The organism is Nonomuraea sp. SYSU D8015 (assembly GCF_008065375.1).
Lineage (GTDB): Bacteria > Actinomycetota > Actinomycetes > Streptosporangiales > Streptosporangiaceae > Nonomuraea.
The window spans coordinates 374,676-390,836 of the sequence record NZ_VJYI01000005.1; the positions used below are offsets into that span (position 1 = coordinate 374,676).

Here is a 16,161-nt window from a genome sequence, read left to right on the forward strand (position 1 = left end):
CCTACCAGGTCAAAGGCGTTAATGCGGGTGGAACGGTCGCTTAACTTCCAGAGGGGCGACGATAGAGCCATACCAGGCGCGGCTCCAGCACCCACTTGAAAATCGTCCTGGTCTCGGGCAGGCACAGCAGGATCGCCAGGGCGAACGCGCTCGAACTGATCGCCAGCACGCCCAGCGGCCCGAACAGCCACGGGAACTCCAGCCAGCCCATCTCCTTGGCGATCATCACCGGGATGCCGTGGAGGAGGTAGGCGTAGAGCGTTCGGGTGCCGAGGTCGGAGAACCACGTCTCACCCCTGGGCACCAGCGCCAGCACGGCGAAGCACATGGCCAGCCCGCACGCCAGCAGCCCGAGGCGCAGGCCCAGGCCCATGTACCAGGACAGGTCGAGGTCCTGGTAGCTCTCCTTGAAGTAGAAGGGGTCGAGCGGGGCCCTGGGGGCGATGTAGATCGCCACCGCGGCCGCGCCGAGCACGGTGAACGCCGCCACGATCTTGACCCAGCGGCGGTTGAGCAGCTCGAAGTGCTCGGGCTGCATCACCAGGCCGATCACGAAGAACGGCAGCAGGCCGAAGAAGCGGTCCATGCTGAAGTCGCCGGAGATCTGCGAGAACCCGGCGAACAGGTAGATCGCGATCGCCACCGGGACGGGGTACTTCATCCGCTTCCACACCGGTGTGGACAGCCGCCAGAACAGCAGAGCGAGCAGATACCAGTTGAGCCAGGCCGGGTCGATGATCGTCAGGCTCCACTTCTGGCCCGTGGCGAAGCGGAGCGCGGCGTAGCCGACCTCGACGATCACATAGGGGACGAGGAACGTGTCGACCAGCTTGTTCGTCTTGGCGTTGGAGTTCCAGAAATTTCTGGACAGGTAGCCGCTGATCATCACGAACGCCGGCATGTGGAACGTGTAGATGAAGATGTAGAGCGCCCTGGAGGAGTCGGCCGAGAGCGTCGGCACCAGCGAGTGGCCGACGACCACGAGGGCGATCAGGACGAACTTGACATTGTCGAGGAACGGGTCGCGCTTGCGCTTCGGCGGCTCGGCCTCCGCCTTCGGCTCCGCCTGCGCCAGCGGCCGCTCATCGATCGCTACGCCGTGCCTCCCGACCCGCTCGCCGCCCGCACCCGCGGCCGACCGGCCATCGGGCATCTCGGGACCGACACCGGGCGTCCGCGGAGGGGCGGCGGGATGGGCGGTCGCCAGACCGTGAGGGCTTGCCGAATGGGCGGTCGAGGCCCCCCGCCCTCCAGCGGCCCGCCTGCCTCCCGGAGCCGGCCGGCCCTCGGCCATCCCGTCAGGGCCGGCGGCCCGCCTGCCTCCCGCAGTCGGTCGATCCTCGGCCATCCCGTCAGGGCCGGCGGCCCGCCTGCCTCCCGCAGTCGGCCGGATCTCGGCCATCCCGTCAGGGGCAGCGGTCCCGAGTGAGTCGGCGGGGCGGGGCGTGGCGGCGTGGCGGGCACCGGTGGCGTGATGACCGCCGTGGCCGGCGACGCTCCTGGGGTCCGCCGGGCGAGCCGAGGTGGTGCCGCCGCGGTCCGTTGGGTGAACGGCGGCGCCTCCCTGGGCGGCCGGGTCGGCGGTCGTGGGGTCCCACGCTCGCGCGGCCCGCCGGTCGCCCGCGCTCTGCTGTGTCCCCGCCATCCCGCCAGGGGAGCCGGGCATCCCGGGCGCGGCCGAGTGCGGGGCCGAGAGCCCGCGTGCGTCGGCCGGCCCGTGAGCGGCGTCGTGAGGCCCGGTCGGCCCCTGAGCCGTGTCGCGAGGGCCGGTCGGCCGCCCGTGAGCGGCGTCGCGAGAGTCTGCGGGCCGGGCGTTGGCGCTCGGATCGACCGGTGGGGCGGTGGCGAGGCCGCCGGGGTCCGTCGGGTCGCCCGGCAGCACCCCGTGAGGATCGGTCCGCTCGCTCCAGAAAGTCTCCTCCGGCAGCGGCCATTTCGCGCCCGTGTTGGCGGGGCCGCCTTCCTCGTCCGGACCCGCAGAGCTCCGCGGGGTCATGGCCGGTGGAGTGAATCTGGTGTCAGACACGAGGAAGTCGCTCAGCTTCGCTAGGGGGCCGGGGAACACGACGACAACACGACGTGAAAACCACCTTACGATTCGGTGTCGCGCTGCGTCGCCGACCCGCAACAGACTATCCCGCCCTCACGGCTCCTGTCTCCGAAGGCCGCCCAGAATGCCCTGTTACACAGGGAACTTGGAGCGTCAGGTGCAGACGTTCTTCTGCTCGGAGGCGGTGATCGTGCTGTTCTGGACGCTGTCGGGCAGCTTGGTCACCTTGACCGAGTCGAAGTCCTCACCCACCACGAGCTGGATCACCGGAGTGCCCTTCGGAGCGGCTCCCGCCGTGACCGCCGGGTTGGTGTACGTCGACGGGTTGGTCGCCTTGACCTTGCCCGCCGCCGGGGCCGGTTTGGGCAGGACCGCGCCTGCCAGCGTGGTGGCGTGGTCGGGCGCAGAGGCGATCGTCTTGGCGTAGTGGATCTCGCTCTTCGCCAGGCTCTGCCCGTCGGGAGACTCGTAGTTGCCCAGGCCCACGACGTTGAAGCCCTGCTCGGCGAGCTGGTCGGCGACCTCCTTGGCCTTGCCCACGGCCTTGGTGCCGTTGAGCACCTGAACCCTCACCTGCTCCGGCTTGACGGTGACCTTGGGCTTGGTGCCGGCGCTGGCCGACGGCGCCGGGGTGGCGACCTCGGTGTCGGTTTTGATCGAGGTGAACAGCTTGGTGGCGTCCGGCTCCTTCCACACCACGCGGGCCTTCGGGTTCTCGGGGTCGGGAATCCACGGGATCGTCGTGAGCTTGACGCCGTTGGCCGTCAGCTCCTTGGCGCTCAGCGCGATCTCGATGAGCCGCTCGGTGTCGTTGGCCAGGTCGGGGTCCATGGTGACGGAGCCGGCCGCGGCCGAGATGAAGTTGCGCAGCTTGCCCGGGTCGGTGAGCAGGTCGTTGCTGGTGGCCTTGGCGATGACCTTGCTCAGGAAGATCTGCTGGCGCTTGATGCGCTGGATGTCGCTGCCGTCGCCGTAGTTGCGCAGGCGCACGTAGCCGAGCGCCTTCTCGCCGTTCAGCAGGCTCTTGCCCGGTGGCAGGACGAGCTTGGCCTTCTTGTCGTTGACGCCCGACTTCAGGCAGATCTCGATGCCGCCGAGCGCGTCGACGATGTTCTTGAAGCCGCTGAAGTCCACCTCGACGAAGTGATTGATGCGGATCCCGGTGAGGGTCTCGATGGTGGAGATCGTGCAGGCGATCCCGCCCGCGTTGTACGCCGAGTTGATCATGTCTCGGCGGGCCGGCATCTCCTGCTTGGTGGCCTCGTTCTTGCACTTGGGGATCTGCACCATGGAGTCGCGCGGGAAGCTGAGCAGCTGCGCCTTGTCGCGGTTGGGCGAGATGTGCAGCAGGATGATCGTGTCGGTGCGCTTGCCGCCCGCGTCGGCCGTCCTGGCGAGCTGCTGGCCGTACTTCGCGTTGCCCTCGCCGGCGCGCGTGTCGGAGCCGACGAGCAGCACGTTGAGCGCGCCCGTGTCCGGGGGACGCGGGTTGATGATGTCGTCTTTGACGCTCTTCTGGGTGATGTTGCCGAAGGCGTCGCGGTACACGGTGTAGGCGGTCAGGGAGCCCCCGACCATGAGCGTCGTGACCCCGATGCTGATCCAGGCCAGCACCCGCATCTTGCCCTGGCCGCCGCCGTCGGTGCGGTGGCTGCGCGGGGGCCGGTCGTCGGGCGGGGGCGGCGGAGGCGGGGCGGACGCCGCGGCGGCCCTGCGCGCCATCCTGCTGCCGGGCTGGGTGGTGGCGACTCTGCGGTCGTGCACGGTGTCGACCACCGGCACGCTCCTGTAGTCACTCATACGCCCCCTAGCCTCGTACCTCGCGCTCCGCGCTCCGGCTTGGTCGTTCCGCGCCACGAGAGTAGGTCACGTTCCGCGTGTCCGGTGCGACGACCGCCGGAAACGACCGTGACCCGGGCGTGATGTTTCCGCGGGCAAGCATACTCAGAGCCGGACATTGGGTGGAATATCATCGCCAAACTCATTCGTACTCCCTGACTGAGGTCGCAGGTCAGGCCTGATGCTCAGGGCCGCGGCAAGACAGGCCAGGGGTACGGCCGGCAACACGTAGCGATAGTCGAACTCCGCCGCCGCTGCCGGTGTGACCAACAGCACAACGGCTGCGGCCCACGGCAGCGGCCGGACCGGAGCTCCCGCGCGGCGCCCTGCCTTCCGCCTGCGCGCGACGGCCACTACGGGAGGCACCAGAAGGACCCCCAGGAGCACCGGGCCGGGCAGCCGCGCCACGCTCTGGTAGGCCCTCAGCCATCCGGCGTAGGGCTCGACGATCTCCGTGCCGATCGCACCTTGCTCGTAGAGCTTGGCATATTCGGCGCCGACCTGCGCGGGATAGCGCCCAGGTGGTCCGGGTGGAGTTACCGGGAATTGGTAATAGCCGTAGATTTCCTGGTCCGGATAGACCGGGCGATCCCAGCGGAACGAGCGGCCGAGCTCGGAGAGGACCGAGGCGGCGTAGTCGAGCGGCTGCTTCGTGATCGCCAGCGTCGCGAACCTGGCCGCCAGGTCGTCGTTCTCCTTGGTGAACGTGATGCCGGGCAGGCGGACCAGCGGAGAGTCCGGCGCCCAGATGTACTCCTGGGACGGCGGGCGCTGCTCGGGCGGGCGCGGGTCGCACAGGACCTTCAGGTCCGGCGGCGGGTCCATCTCGGCGCAGTCGGCGAACGACATCGTGCGGGCGTACAGGAAGGCGCCGTTCGCGCCCACGAGGCCGACGCGCTGGTAGGTGGCGTAGAACCAGGCGCCGTACGCGAGGACCGGCACCAGGGCCGCCGCCAGCATTATCCCGGCCCGGCCGATCCGCCCGCGCAGCACGAACCAGGCCGCGAACACCACGATGAGCGGCTGGCCGACGGTCCTGGTCAGCGTGGCCGCGGCCAGCAGCAGCCCGATGGCGACGACCGGGCCCGTCCTGGTCGCCGGGCACAGGGCGACGGCCGCGACGACCAGGAACATGAACAGCGTGTCGGAGACCAGCAGGTGCTCCAGCTCGATCTGGTAAGCGTCGAGAAGCACCGGCACTGTGGCCAGGGTCGCCGCCCACCTGGGGGCCCTGCGCGCCACCCGGTAGATCAGCACGCCGGTGGCCAGGCCGAGCAGGTGCTGGGCCGCCGTCACCGCGGCGAAGGAGTGGAACGGCTCCAGCAGCTTGAGGAACATCGAGTAGCCCGCCGGGCGCACCAGGTCGGGCTTCGGTTTGAAGACGGTGACGATGTAGGTGTAGGAGTCGGGGAACCACAGGGCCGGGCGGTACCCGAGCATGGCGAGGGCCCGCAGGGCCGTGCCCAGGGCGAGCACCAGCAGGAACCACTTGTGCCGCCGCACCACGCCGGCCAGGTCCCGGGGGCGTCTGCCCCCGTGCCGCTCCGCGGGCCCGTCCGCGCGAGCCTCCGACACCACCCGCACGCCCTCCCGCTCCTGTGACACACCGGTACGCTACCCGCGCCTCCGACACCCCCGCGCCACCAACTGCGCCCCGCCCGCCACGCGCTCTCTGTATGCGGTTCCGCGCCGCCGGGTCTGCATGCGCTGGTCGATCGCACTGCGGGGCGCGGGCCGGGCATCCGCCGATCGTGCCATGGCCACGATGCCGGACCCCACGCTGTCGGCGTCCGCACCACGGCCTCCCCGCTGCCGGCCCTGCCGCGTGCGTCGCCCACCGCGGTGGCGGCATTGGCCGGGCGCTCGTAGACCGTGAAGGGGGCCCGCGTGATCGGTCCTTGTCGTCGCGTGCCCACAGAGTGGCGTGCGGGCCCGGCAGGCGTGTCGGCCGCGGGAGCGGGGCGGTGCGGGTCGGGGGGTGGTGAGGACGGATGCGGAAACGGCCTGCGGGGCGCGGAAACGGTGGCCTGCGGGGCGTGGAAACGGTGGCCTGCGGGGCGTGGAAACGGCAGGCAGGGCGCGGCGGAGGTCGTGTCGGGGGCGGTGGGTGGGTGGCGTTGGATACGCTCGCTCACCGATGGAACTCGATCGACCTGGCCGACTGCTCGCCACGCTCTCGCTGGTGCCCCCGCTCGCCGTAGCGGGCTGGCTGCTGGTGGGGCTCCCGCTGCTGTTGCTCGGCCGGTTCACGCCGCTGCCCGCGCTGCTGCTCGGCGTGCCCGCGGCCGCCCTGCTGTGCTGGGCGGGGACGCGTCGCCCGGGCAAGGTGGTCGAGGCCACGTCGTGGCAGGTCGCCGGGGTGATCGCGGTCGCGGTGGCGGCGGGCGTGTTCAACGGGATCCTGCACAGCGAGCAGCTGATCGTCCGGCGCGACCCGGCCACCTACGCCCAGTACGCCGCCTGGATCGCCGGCCACGGCTCCCTGCCCATCCCCGCTCAGGCCGCGGCGTTCGGCGGTGCCGATCCGGCGCTGGTCTTCGAGAGCGTCGGGTTCTACGACGTGGGCGGATCGGTGGTGCCGCAGTTCATGCCGGGCCCGCCCATGCTGTTCGCGATCGGCTACTGGCTGGGCGTGCCGTTCGCGGTGCCGCCGGTGCTGGGGGCGCTGGCCGTCCTCACGCTGGCCGGGGTGGTGGTGCGGCTGGCGGGGGCGCGCTGGGCGGTGCCGGCGGCGCTGGCGTTCGCGGTGAGCCTGCCGATCCTCTACACCTCGCGCACCACGTTCAGCGAGATCCCGTCGCTGATCCTGCTGTTCGGGGGGCTGGCGCTGGCGCATGACGCGCTGGAGCGGCCGGGGTGGCGGCACGGGCTGCTGGCGGGGCTGGTGTTCGGGCTGGCCGTGCTGGTGCGGGTGGACGGGCTGCGGGACGTGCTCCCGGTGCTGGCGTTCGCGGGATTGCTGATCGCGATGCGGCGCTTCGGCAGGCCGCAGGGCGCGCTCGGACTGCCGATGCTGGCCGGGCTGGTGGCAGGGGCCGGGCTGGGGATGCTGGCGGCGTACCTGCTCGCCCGCCCTTACCTGACCTATTTGTCGAGCTCTGTCCGGCCGCTGCTGCTCATTTGCGCCGCCGTCGTCGTGCTGATCGCGATCGGTACGGCCGCCGCTCCCGCCCTCGCCAGGCTCCGGCCGCCGGCCTGGGCTCCCGCGGCCGGAGCGACGCTGGTCGTGCTGCTCATGGCCGGGCTCTACGCGCGCCCGTGGTTCCAGACCGTGACCCGCGACCCCGTGAACGGGGAGGACCGGCGCACGTTCACGATGATCGAGACAATCCAGCGGGCCAACGGCCTGCCCCTGGACGGCACCCGGCTCTACTTCGAGGACTCCCTGCACTGGGTCGCCTGGTACGTCGGCCTCCCCGTGCTCGTGCTGGCCACGGTCGCGGCCGCCCTGCTCCTCCACAGGCTGCTGCGTGACGGCACGCCGTTCGCCTGGCTGCTGCCGCTGGCGATGATCGGCTGGACCACCGTCACGACGCTGCTGCGGCCCGAGATCACGCCCGACCACCCGTGGGCCGCCCGCCGCCTGGTCCCCATCGTGATCCCGGGATTGATCCTGCTCGCCGCGTACGCGCTGCGCGAGCTGCCGAAGCGGCGCTGGGTGGCATCCGTCGCCGTCCTGCTCGTGCTGGTGCCCCCGGCCGTGACCTCGATCGGCACCGCGTTCACGCCGGTCGAGCGCGGCGAGGCGGCCGCCGTCGAGGCGATGTGCGCGAAGATCCCGCCCGAGGCGTCCGTGCTGATCGTGGAGCGGGTCACCGGCGACCGGTTCACCCAGCTCGTCCGCGGCATGTGCGACCGTCCGGCGGCGAAGGTCGCGCGCCCTCCGGATTCGGGGGACGTCGCGCCCGAGGCGGAGACACGCCGGCTGATCGAGCGGGTGCGCGCGGCCGGCCGGGTCCCCGTCGTGCTGGCGGCGAGGCCCGAGCAGGTTTGGCGTTACGGGCCTGCGACGCGCGTGATGGCGCTGGTCACCCTCCAGGACGAGCGCTCGCTCATCGACCCCCCGAACGGCACGTGGTCACTCGGGATCGACGTGTGGATGGCGGTGGCAGCATGAAGCGGTTCCTGCACGATGTGGAGCCGCCTTTAAGGTGGGCAGAGTAACCTCGACCCCCGTGAGCACGCTTGAGACCCCCAAGAGTGGACCTGCCGTGGAAGAAGCGCCATACGTCACCATCGTCCTGCCCTGCTACAACGAGCAGGATCACGTCATCGACGAAGTCGAGCGCATCACGAGGGCCATGGACTCGAGCGGCTACACCTACGAGCTCGTGGCCATCGACGACTGCTCGACCGACCTGACGCTGGCCAGGCTGCAGGAGGCCGCGCCGAGCTACCCGCACCTGCGCGTGCGCGCCTTCCACCGCAACGGCGGCGCCGGCACCGTGCGGCGCATCGGCACCCAGGAGGCCAGGGGCGAGATCGTCGTGTGGACCGACGCCGACATGACCTACCCCAACGAGCGCATTCCCGAGCTGGTGCAGATCCTGGACAAGGACAAGACCATCGACCAGGTGGTCGGCGCGCGCACCAGCGAGGAGGGCTCGCACAAGCTGCTGCGGGTGCCCGCGAAGTTCGTGATCCGGAAGGTCGCGGAGATGCTGGCCGGTCAGAAGATCCCCGACCTCAACTCGGGGCTGCGGGCCTTCCGCAAGTCGGTGGCCAAGCCCTATCTGCGGCTGCTGCCTCCCGGGTTCTCGTGCGTGACGACGATCACGCTGTCGTTCCTGTCCAACCAGCACGACATCCACTACCTGCCGATCGAGTACGCCAAGCGGGCCGGCAAGTCGAAGTTCAGCTTCGTGTCCGACGCCTATCGCTACATCCTCCAGGTGCTGCGGATGATCATGTACTTCAACCCGCTCAAGGTGCTCATGCCGCCCGCGTTGTGGCTGGTCGGCATCGGGTTCGTGAAGGGGGTCTGGGACATGATCCAGCACCCGTTCTACTTCCCCGCCAACACCGTCATGATCTTCCTGTCCGGGATGCTGATCGGGTCCGTGGCCCTGCTGGCCGACCTGATCGTGCGTTCGCGGGGAGAGTAGGCGCGTGCGGATCGCGATCGTCGGGCCGACCTATCCGTACAAGGGCGGCGGGGCGCAGCACACCACCGAGCTGGCGCACCGGCTGTCGGCGCTCGGCCACGACGTGGTGATCGAGTCGTGGCGGGCGCAATACCCGTCGTTCCTCTACCCGGGGCAGCAGACGATCTCGGCGCCCGAGGGCACCCCCTATCCGAAGACCGTCAGAAGGCTCGACTGGCGCCGGCCTGACGGGTGGGTGGCGGCCGGGCGGCGGATGCGCTCCGCCGACCTCGTGGTGCTGGCCGTGCTGAGCCCGGTGCAGGTCCCCGCCTATTTGGGGATTTTGTACGGGATAGGGCGGAAAGTCAGGACGATCGCCCTCTGCCACAACGTGCTGCCGCACGAGCGGAAGCCCTACGACGAGCCGCTGATGAAGGCGCTGCTCAAGCGGGTCGACGGCGTGCTGACCCACTCCGAGCAGCAGGCCGCGCTGGCCAGAGGGCTCACGGGCAAGCCGGTGAGCGTGGCGGCGCTGCCTCCGCACCTGCCGTCCACCACGGCCGAGCGGTCCTCCCAGGTGCACCGGCGGCTGCTGTTCTTCGGCATCGTCCGGCCGTACAAAGGGCTCGACCTGCTGCTCAGGGCGCTGCCCGACGGGGTATCGCTGACCGTGGCGGGGGAGTTCTGGGGCGGGCTGGACGAGACGAAGGCGCTGATCGGCGAGCTGGGCATCGCCGACCGGGTGGACCTGCGGCCCGGCTACGTCGCCGCCGAGGACGTGCCGAAGCTGTTCGCCGCCGCCGACGCGCTGGTGCTGCCCTACCGCACCGCCACCGCCAGCCAGAACGTCTGGCTCGGGCACGAGCACGGCGTCCCGGTGATCGCCACCCGCGTGGGCGCGCTCGCCGACCACGTCACCGACGGCGTGGACGGGCTGCTCGTCGAGCCAGGCGACGTGGGCGCGCTCCGGGACGCGATCGAGCGCTTTTACGCCTCCGGGGAGCCTGAGAGGTTGCGGTCGGGGGTCAAGGCGGTCGATCCCGAGCCGTTCTGGTCGGCGTACGCGGGCACGCTCCTCGGAACCTGACGGCCGAGCAGGAACGAGATGCCCGCCGCGGCCGCGTCCGCCAGCGTGAACGCCAGCCGCGACACGATCGCCACCGCCAGCGCGGGCCCAGGGCCGATGACCGGCGCGAGCACGAGCACCAGCGCGCCCTCCCGGATCCCGACCCCGGCCGGCACCACGACCGTGAGGATCCCGGTGGCCCACGCGAACGCGTAGGCCCCGGTCGCGATCACGTAGAGGTCCGGCCGGCCGCTGAGCAGCCAGATGTGGATCCCGTACACGAACCAGCCGAGCGCCGTCCACGCCACCGCGACGACCACGGTGCGGCCGGGCAGCACGCTCTCCAGCGGCTCCCTGCGCGCGACGCGCAGCGCCAGGTTGAGACCCCAGGCGAGCACCTTCGGGTGCAGGCACAGGATGATCACCGGCACGAGCAGCACGAGGTACCAGGCCTGCCGCACCGCATCCAGCGTCCAGAGCGTGGCCGCGGCGATCGAGATCGCGACGCCGATGTTGATCACCAGGCCGAGCGAGATCGTCGCGAACGTGCGCCGCGGCGGGCTGCCGTGGTCGCGGCCCAGGTCCATCATCGCCGCGTACGCCCACACCGCGCCCGGGATGTATTTCCCCAGCTGCCCCACGAACATGATCCGCCCGGCGGTCCGCAACGGCACCCGCGTGCCGAGCCCGGCCAGGATCTCGCGCCAGGCCACCAGCATGAAGAACTGACCCAGCAGCACCGCGGCGAACGCACCGAGCACCGCCCACGGCGACATCGCGGCCACGGCGCCGGTGGTCTCTTCCCAGTTCTGCGCCAGGCCGTACCCGAGGAAACCCACGGCGACCAGGGCGAGGACGATGCGCAACAGCCGACGCAGCATTCGCTCAGGCTACGCGTGATCGGCCTGGTAAAGCCAGACGACGCTCGCGACGGGCGCAAGCCGGCAGACGGGCCGGCCACGGTGCCCTTGCGCCCCTTCGACGCCGTGCCGGCGCTGAGGTGGGTACTGTGGGGCTCCGTGGGGAAGCAAAGGGTCGCGCAGCTCGAATACTCGGAGTTCCAGTCCGCCATGCTCGACGAGCAGAAACGGCGGCGCAAGGCAGCGAAGATCATCGCTGTGCTGGAGCACTTCCACGGGCCGCTCGGCGGGCTGACCGTGGGCGACGTGGGCTGCTCGGCCGGGTTCATCGCCGACGAGCTGGCGCAGGCCGGGGCCAAGCACACGCTGGGCATCGACATCGACGTGCCGGGCCTGCGCAAGGCGGCCGACCGGTTCGGCGACCGGGTGGCGTTCGTGTGCGGTGACGGCACCGCGCTGCCGTTCCCCGACTCCTCGATCGACGTGCTGGTGTTCAACCACATCTACGAGCACGTGGTCGACCCCGACGCGGTGGTGGCCGAGATGCATCGGGTGCTGTCCGACGGCGGGGTGCTCTACCTGGGGCTCGGCAACCGGCTCGGGGTGATGGAGCCGCACTACAAGCTGCCCTTCCTGTCCTATCTGCCGCCCGCTCTGGCCGACCGGTACGTGCGGGCGTTCGGGCGGGCCGATCACTACTATGAGCGGTTCAGGACTCGGCGCGGGCTCCGGAAGATGCTGCGGGCCTTCCACGTGTGGGACTACACCTTCCCCGTGCTGGCGACGCCGACGAAGTTCGCCGGGGGCGAGTTGTTCCCCGGCCTGCCGGGCAAGGTCGTCAAGGCCGTGCTGGCCAGGATGCCGCGCGGGGCGCTGAAGCTGCTGCTTCCGGTGGTGCCGACATACCTGTGGGTGGCCACCAAGACGCCCAGGCGTCCTGTGGGCGCGGCCCTGCCGCAGCCCCCCGAACGGGTCCGCCCGCTGTGAGCGAGCGTCCGGGTGAGGCGGCCGTCGTCGGCGGAACCGCCGGCGAGGATGCCGTGAACACGCCGCGCCCCGGTGGGTCGCTCGCGAAGAAGCTCGTGCGGATCGGGTTCCTGCTCATCGCGCTCGGGTTCGGCGGGTGGGCCGTGACGAAGCAGTGGGACGCGGTGGTCGCGGGGTTCGCCCGGCTGTCGTGGGCCGCGCTGGCGGGGTCGCTGGTGGCCGTGGTCGCCGCCCTGCTCGGGGCCATGCTCACCTGGCGCACGCTGCTGGCCGACCTCGGCTCCCCGCTGCCGCTCCGGCCCGCGGCCAAGGTGTTCTTCGTGGGCCAGCTCGGCAAATACATCCCCGGCGCCGTCTGGCCGGTGCTCGCCCAGATGGAGATGGGCCGCGACCTCGGCGTGCCCCGCCCGCGCAGCGCGGCGGTGTTCTTCCTGATGATGCCCATCCAGCTCGCCACCGGCCTGCTGGTCACGCTGGGCACGCTCGGGTGGGATCGCTACGGGTGGCTGCTGCTGTTCATCCCGGTCCTGCTGGTCCTGCTGGAGCCCAAGGTCATCAACGCGCTGATCGCGTTCGGGCTGCGCAGGCTGAAGCGCGAGCCGCTCGAACGCCCGCTCACCCGCCGCGGCATGCTCACCGCGCTCGGCTGGGCGCTGGCCGGCTGGACCGCGTACGGCGTGCACCTCTACTTCGTCGCACCCCAGGTCGGCCTGGTGTTCGCCGTCGGCGCCTTCGCGCTGTCGTGGTGCCTGGGCATCATGACCTTCGTCGTCCCGGCGGGCGCGGGCGTGCGGGAGGTCGCCATGGTGGCGGTGCTGGCGCCCCACCTCGACAGCGGCGCCGCGATTGCGGTGGCCCTTTCGTCCCGAATTGTCATCATCGTGGGTGATCTCATCTGTGCCGGCCTGGCCGGAATTGCGGCGCGTCGCACCTCGATGTGATTTGCCCCACGATTTAGGGGAGGCTGGTCGTAGGCTGAACTTCAGAGGGGGACGCCGGGTCCCACGTTGATCTTGAGGGGAGAAGATCTTCGTATGCCTCGTGTGCTCGTCGATGCGGCAGCCGTCCCCGCGGACCGCGGCGCGTTGATCAGATATGTGGACGGGCTCGTGGCAGCCCTTGACCGGGCCGGCGCCGACCTCGCCGTCGTCTGCCAGCGGGCCGAAGCGGAGCGATATCGGCGGCTGGCGCCCTCCGCCGACGTCATTCCCGGCCCCGTGGCGATCACCAACAGGGCCGCCAGGCTCGCCTGGGAGCAGACCGGTTTACCGCTGCTGGCCCGCCAGGCCGGCGCCGACCTGATCCACGCTCCCTACTACTCCATCCCGCTCAGCTCCGGCCTGCCGACCGTCGTGACAATCCACGACGCCACCTGGTTCACCGAGCCCGACCAGCACAGCCCGCGGGCGTCGTTCTTCCGCTCGGCCACGCGCACCGCCGTGCGCCACGCGCAGCGCGTGATCGTCCCGTCCAAGGCGACCAGGGACGAGCTCGTCCGCGTGCTCTCCGCCGACCCGACCCGCATCGACGTCGCCTACCACGGCGTCGACCTGGCGCAGTTCCACCCGCCGAGCGAGGAGGAGATCCGCCGGGCCGCCCTGCGTTGCGGGCTGCACGGGCAGCCCTATGTGGCGTTCCTGGGCAATCTCGACCCACGCAAGAACGTCCCCAACCTCATCCGCGGCTTCGCCGCCGCCGTGAAGCGGCTGGAGAAGCCGCCCGCGCTGGTGATCGGCGGGGGCGTGCACGAGGACGACGTCGACGCCGCCTGCCGGGAGGTCGAGGCCACGGTCAGGGTCGTGCGGCCGGGCTACCTGCGCGCGCCCGACCTGCCCGGGTTCCTCGGCGGGGCGCTCGTGGTGGCCTTTCCCTCGCGCGGCGAGGGGTTCGGGCTGCCCGTGCTGGAGGCCATGGCCTGCGGCGCGCCCGTGCTGACGACACACCGGACGTCGCTGCCCGAGGTCGGCGGGGACGCCGTGGCCTACACTGAGCCGGACGCCGACAGCATCGCCGCGGCGCTCGGGCAGCTGCTCGCCTCCTCCGAACGGAGACGGCAGCTGCAGGAGGCCGGGCTGGCGAGAGCCCGCGAGTTCACATGGGACGCCTCGGCCGAGGCGCACCTCAGCTCCTACCAGCGCGCAATGGAATAGTTCGGTAACCTCACGGAGTGATGGAGAGCTCTTTGCCAGACCTCGAGGCGATCCTCCTGGTCGGGGGGCAGGGCACGCGCCTGCGTCCGCTGACACTGGGCACGCCCAAGCCGCTGCTGCCGACTGCCGGAGTGCCGTTCCTGGCCCACCAGCTGGCCCGCGCGCGATCGTTCGGCGTGCGCCGGATCGTGTTCGCCACCTCCTACAAGGCGGCCATGTTCGAGCCCGCTTTCGGCGACGGGGCGGCGTTCGGGCTCTCTCTCGAATACATGACGGAGGAGACCCCGCTCGGCACCGGCGGCGCGATCCGCAACGCCGCCGAGGCGCTCACCTCGGGCCCGTCCGACCCCGTGCTCATCCTGAACGGGGATATTCTGTCCGGACACGACATCGGCCACCAAGTGCGCATGCACCTCGCACGGCAGGCCGCTGTAACGCTCCATTTGACAGAAGTGGACGATCCCTCTCGATTCGGATGCGTGCCGACCGACGAGAGCGGGCGGGTCACGGCGTTCCTGGAGAAGACCCCCAATCCGGTGACCAACCGGATCAACGCCGGCTGCTACGTCTTCACCCGATCGGTGATCGACTCGATCCCGAAGGACGCGGTCGTGTCGGTGGAGCGGGAGACGTTCCCCGGGCTGATCGGGTCAGGCGAGCTCGTGCTCGGATACGCCACCCGCACCTACTGGCTCGACGTCGGCACCCCCGCCGCGTTCGTCCAGGGCTCGCGTGACCTGGTGCTGGGGCGGCTGGAGTCGCCGGCGCTGCCGGGGCCGACGGGCGAATACCTGGCGCTGCCCGGGGCCCTGCTGTCGCCGGAGGCCAAGGTCGAGGGCGGCACGGCCGTCGGCGCGCGGGCGGTCGTCGAGGCCGGGGCCACGGTGGTCGGTTCGGTGCTGCTCGACGACTGCGTCGTCGAGACGGGCGCGTCCGTGACGGACTCCGTGGTCGGCAACGGCGCGCGGGTCTGCGCGGGCACGGTGGTGCGTGACGCCGTGATCGGCGATGGGGCCGTCGTGGGGCCCGGCAACGAGTTGCAGAACGGCGTGCGCATCTGGCCCGGGATCGAGCTCCCCGAGCGCGCGATGCGCTACTCCAGCGACGTCTGACGTTCTCAGGAGCCGACAGCCGGTCGCGCGGTCTGCGGCGCGGGATTTCCCGGGTGCAGTTTCCGGCCCCTCCCGGCCCGAACACGTGAGCGGGACGGGCAGACTGGACGGGTGATGGAGCGCAGGTGGACACCCGAGGGGCCGCTGGACGTGGGGCTGGCGTTGCTGCCCCACCGGCGCGGCGGCGGCGACCCCACCTGGCGTCAGACGCCCGACGGAGCCGTGTGGCGCACCTCCAGGACGCCTGACGGGCCCTGCGCGCTCAGGGTGAGCGTCAAGGACGGCTGCGTGCACGGGCAGGCGTGGGGTCCCGGGGCGGGGTGGGCGCTGGAGACGCTGCCGGCGCTGCTCGGGGCCGACGACGACATTTCCGGATTTACCGTCAAACATGAGGTCCTGGCGGACGTCGCCCGGAGACACCCGGGGCTGCGGATCGGCAGGACCGGCCGCGTCATGGAGGCCCTCGTGCCGGCCGTGCTGGAGCAGAAGGTCGTCGGGCAGGAGGCGTGGCGGGCCTGGAAGTGGCTGCTCAACCGGTACGGCGAACCCGCTCCCGGACCGGCGCCCGAGGGCATGCGGGTCATCCCCGAGGCGACCGTGTGGCGGCAGATCCCGATCTGGCACTGGCACCGCTCCGGCGCCGAGGCCGTACGCGCCAGGACCATCGCGACCGCCGCCTGGCACGCCGGCAAGCTCGAGGCCGCCGCGACGACGCAGGAGCTCGACCGGCTGCTTCGGGCCCTGCCCGGGATCGGGGTGTGGACGTCCGCCGAGGTGCGCCAGCGGGCCTTCGGCGACCCCGACGCCGTCAGCGTGGGCGACTTCCACCTCGCCAAGCTCGTCGGCTACGCCCTGACCGGGGAGAAGACCGACGATCCCGGGATGTTGCGGCTGCTGGAGCCGTACCAGGGGCACCGGCACCGGGCCACGGTGCTCGTCTGGCTGTCGGGGCTGCGCCCGCCGGCGCGCGGGCCGCGCATGCCGGTGCGGGACTACCGATCCTTCTGACCGGC

General features: G+C 71.2%; 12 protein-coding genes. 8 read left to right on the forward strand and 4 right to left on the reverse strand.

Features of this window, described 5'->3' with window-relative positions:
• Positions 1–40: 40 nt before the first annotated feature.
• The 3 genes from ID574_RS24140 to ID574_RS24150 all read right to left on the reverse strand — a co-directional run bounded on the left by ID574_RS24140 (position 41) and on the right by ID574_RS24150 (position 5,494).
• Positions 41–1,153 (reverse strand): acyltransferase family protein, encoded by a 1,113-nt coding sequence (locus ID574_RS24140; protein WP_188191218.1) that lies wholly within the window; start codon positions 1,151–1,153, stop codon positions 41–43.
• A gap of 1,050 nt (positions 1,154–2,203) precedes the next feature.
• On the reverse strand, positions 2,204–3,850 hold the full coding sequence (locus ID574_RS24145) for an LCP family protein (RefSeq protein WP_188191219.1): 1,647 nt from the start codon (positions 3,848–3,850) through the stop codon (positions 2,204–2,206).
• Positions 3,851–3,994: 144 nt separating this feature from the next.
• Positions 3,995–5,494 (reverse strand): hypothetical protein, encoded by a 1,500-nt coding sequence (locus tag ID574_RS24150; RefSeq protein ID WP_223167005.1) that lies wholly within the window; start codon positions 5,492–5,494, stop codon positions 3,995–3,997.
• A gap of 532 nt (positions 5,495–6,026) precedes the next feature.
• Here ID574_RS24150 and ID574_RS24155 point away from each other — a divergent pair.
• From ID574_RS24155 to ID574_RS24165, 3 genes are read left to right on the forward strand one after another with little or no spacing between them, the layout of a single operon-like run.
• Positions 6,027–8,006, forward strand: a complete 1,980-nt coding sequence (locus tag ID574_RS24155) for a glycosyltransferase family 39 protein (RefSeq protein ID WP_188191220.1) — start codon at positions 6,027–6,029, stop codon at positions 8,004–8,006.
• Between the two features lie 58 nt (positions 8,007–8,064).
• Entirely contained in the window at positions 8,065–8,994 is a 930-nt protein-coding gene (locus ID574_RS24160) for a glycosyltransferase family 2 protein (protein WP_188191221.1), read from the forward strand.
• A 4-nt stretch (positions 8,995–8,998) separates the two neighbouring features.
• The gene (locus tag ID574_RS24165) at positions 8,999–10,060 is read left to right on the forward strand and encodes a glycosyltransferase family 4 protein (RefSeq protein WP_188191222.1); all 1,062 of its coding nucleotides are present in this window, start codon (positions 8,999–9,001) and stop codon (positions 10,058–10,060) included.
• Here ID574_RS24165 and ID574_RS24170 read toward each other — a convergent pair.
• Positions 9,961–10,920, reverse strand: coding sequence for a lysylphosphatidylglycerol synthase transmembrane domain-containing protein (locus tag ID574_RS24170; protein ID WP_188191223.1), 960 nt, complete (start codon positions 10,918–10,920; stop codon positions 9,961–9,963). The genes ID574_RS24165 and ID574_RS24170 overlap by 100 nt on opposite strands.
• A gap of 138 nt (positions 10,921–11,058) precedes the next feature.
• Between ID574_RS24170 and ID574_RS24175 the strand changes: the two genes are divergently transcribed.
• The 5 genes from ID574_RS24175 (at position 11,059) to ID574_RS24195 (ending at position 16,156) form a co-directional block, all read left to right on the forward strand.
• A complete protein-coding gene (locus tag ID574_RS24175) occupies positions 11,059–11,886 on the forward strand; it encodes a class I SAM-dependent methyltransferase (protein WP_188191224.1) in 828 nt (275 codons plus the stop codon).
• Complete coding sequence (locus ID574_RS24180) at positions 11,883–12,827, forward strand: lysylphosphatidylglycerol synthase transmembrane domain-containing protein (RefSeq protein ID WP_223167006.1); 945 nt, start codon at positions 11,883–11,885, stop codon at positions 12,825–12,827. Before ID574_RS24175 ends, ID574_RS24180 begins: the two co-directional genes overlap by 4 nt.
• A gap of 93 nt (positions 12,828–12,920) precedes the next feature.
• On the forward strand, positions 12,921–14,036 hold the full coding sequence (locus ID574_RS24185; protein WP_188191225.1) for a glycosyltransferase family 4 protein: 1,116 nt from the start codon (positions 12,921–12,923) through the stop codon (positions 14,034–14,036).
• A 32-nt stretch (positions 14,037–14,068) separates the two neighbouring features.
• Complete coding sequence (locus tag ID574_RS24190; protein ID WP_223167007.1) at positions 14,069–15,148, forward strand: mannose-1-phosphate guanylyltransferase; 1,080 nt, start codon at positions 14,069–14,071, stop codon at positions 15,146–15,148.
• A 114-nt stretch (positions 15,149–15,262) separates the two neighbouring features.
• Positions 15,263–16,156: a DNA-3-methyladenine glycosylase family protein gene (locus ID574_RS24195; protein ID WP_188191437.1), complete on the forward strand. Its 894-nt coding sequence runs from the start codon at positions 15,263–15,265 to the stop codon at positions 16,154–16,156.
• The last annotated feature ends 5 nt before the right edge of the window (positions 16,157–16,161 follow it).